Source organism: Tardiphaga sp. (assembly GCF_041424195.1).
GTDB lineage: Bacteria > Pseudomonadota > Alphaproteobacteria > Rhizobiales > Xanthobacteraceae > Tardiphaga.
The window spans coordinates 1-2,599 of record NZ_JBGMOE010000015.1 but is presented as its reverse complement, the minus strand read 5'-3'; the positions used below and the strand labels follow the sequence as shown (position 1 = coordinate 2,599).

1 protein-coding gene and 1 pseudogene are annotated in these 2,599 nt (G+C 62.6%); both read right to left on the bottom strand.

Annotated features, from left to right (window positions below; all coding sequences use genetic code 11):
• Positions 1-41: 41 nt before the first annotated feature.
• Positions 42-1,337, bottom strand: a pseudogene (locus ACEK02_RS02440) (NRAMP family divalent metal transporter).
• Positions 1,338-1,531: 194 nt separating this feature from the next.
• On the bottom strand, positions 1,532-2,599 hold a 1,068-nt coding region (locus ACEK02_RS02435), incomplete at its 5' end, for a TonB-dependent receptor (RefSeq protein ID WP_371420218.1).

Here is a 2,599-nt window from a genome sequence, read left to right as displayed (position 1 = left end):
CTCCAGCACCGCGCTTCGTTCAAGTTAGGACGGTGCTACACCTACAATGCGAAGGCAAAGAAGACCGCCGTTGCCGCAAACATCACGAGTGTCGCACACCAGCCCAAAATCGTCGCTCGGGAGGACAAGGTCAGTCGCCCCATCGCGCGCGGGTTGCGCACTATCAGCATCATCACCGCCATCAGCGGCGCCGCGAGCACACCGTTGACCACCGCCGCCCAGTAGAGCGCCCGCGCCGGGTCGATGCCAATCGAGCTCAGCGCCGCGCCGGCTAGCGTCGTTACTGCGATCGTTCCGTAGAACAAACGCGCGTCGAGCGGCTTGGCGTCAAGGCTTCCCGCTACGCCGATCATCTCGGTAACGGCATAGGCCGCCGAGCCTGCGAGCACTGGCACGGCGAGCAGGCCGGTGCCGATGATGCCGAGTGCGAACATTGCGAAAGCGAATTGACCGGCGATCGGCCGCAGCGCTTCGGCCGCCTGGGCCGATGTTTCGATGTCGGTAATGCCGCCCGCGTTTAAGGTCGCGGCCGTGGCGAAGACGATGGCCAGCGACACGATGGTGCTGAACGCCATGCCGGTCAGCGTGTCCATGCGGATCCTCGCCAGCTAAGGACCTGCCTTGCGCGGGGCGATGTGAAGTGGCTTGGCGTGATGGCGATGCTGCTCTTCGACCTCCTGTCCCGCCTGCCAGAAGAACAGATAGGGGCTGATCGTGGTGCCCAGGATAGCCACGATCGCGGTAGCATAGGCTGCGTTCCATTGCAGCTCCGGCACGATCAGCGCGGTGAGCGCGCGCCCCCACGGGACCGGCGCGACAATAACCACCGCGACATAGGTGAACAGCGACAGCGTCGTCCACTTCAGTGCCGCCGCATATCGCGGGTAGCTCAACGTGACCTCGAGCACGATGCAGACGATCCCGAACAGCAAAGTATAGAGGCGCGCATTGCCGCCGGCGAGTAGAGCCAGCGCCGCGCCCATAGCGCTCAGGTCGGCACCAAGATTGACGATATTGGCGACGAGCAGCAGCGAGACCATCGTCCACAGCACCGGCCGCGCATAGTGGCGGCGCAGATTCTGCGCGATGCCCGCGCCCGTCACGCTGCCGATTTCCGCCGCGATCTGTTGAATGACCACCATCAAAGGAAAGCTGAGCACGAATGTCGAGACGAGTCCGTAGCCGAACTGAGCACCCACCTGGCTGTGGGTGCCGATACCGCTCGGGTCGTGATCGGCGGCACCCGTCACTAGGCCGGGACCGAGCCTTCGGATAAAACCGGACGCTCCGCGGGGAAAATCGCTGCCGCCGCTCGCGGCCGAATCTTTTAGGGCCATAGGTGTCGGTTCCTCCAGCTTCCATCAATCGCCGCTCCCCGACTCTTCTAAACTCGGTATCAACGTGCGGCCTGTTGCCTCTGGCGTGGTTTGAAGCACTCTTCCTTGATCGCCGACTAGAGACGTCCATCTTGGTCGTGGCACATTGCGGGTGTCGACAGCTCTTGTGAACGAGCCGACACCGTGCGCCGTGATCAGAATCTCGCAGTCAGGCCTGCCTTGAAGGCGGTCGGCGAACCGGGAGTAATGTTGTTGTTACCGTTGGCGTAGAGGAAGTATCGCTTGTTGAACACATTTTCGACATTGATCTGCAGGCCGACATTCTCGCTGACGTCGTAGAACAATGCGCCATCGACCCGGGTGTACCCGGGCATGACGACGAAATTGTCGGTTGAAGCAAAGCGGCGGCCCTGACGAATCACACCGATCGCACCGCCCAGTCCCGCGCCAGGATTGAACCGCGCCCAGATCGATCCACTATGCTTTGGCATGTTGGCCAGCTGGTTCCCCGCGCGCACGGTGCCAGACACGGTGTCGCGGAATTTTCCATCGGAATACGTATAGGCTCCGACGACGCTCAGCTGATCGGTGATCGACCCTTGCGCGCTCAGTTCGACGCCTTCCGTACGCTGACGCCCGATCGGGATGGTCGGCGATGCCGAATTGTTGGGATCGCTCAGCGCCAGCACGTTGGTGCGGTCAAGCCGGAACACCGCGGCAGTGACGTTGAAGCCCGGCACGATGTCCCACTTCGCGCCGACTTCGTAATTCTGGAATTTCTCGGGATCAAGGTTCTGGTTGGTGATCGACAGGCCGGCGAGTTGATCGCCGCCGCGCGGCAGGTAGGTCCGTGAATAGGCGGCGTAGATCGCTGCGTTCTCCGCTGGCTTGAAGATCAATCCCGCCCGCGGCGACCACAGGTTGTCGGTCACATCGAACCTACGCTGCTGGGTAGCGGGTACGAACTGCGCGGAGCGGCGATCGGTCACCTTGGTGTTGAAATATTCATAGCGCACGCCGAGGACAAGCTCGAACATCGGCGATAGCTTGATTTGGTCCTGGACATAGCCGGCCGCGACTTTCGCCACGCCGGCATTGTTGCCACTGGTGGCAGTCGCGCGCCAGATCAGGTCGGGACGTCGAAGGTTGGAGCCCGCGATCGGAACGGTGATGGACGATGTACCCACGGTGTCGGTTGTGCTGGCCGGGGTGCTGTTGCGGCTGGAGGGCGACGCCGGGTCCGCCGCCGTCAGCGCGCGCCT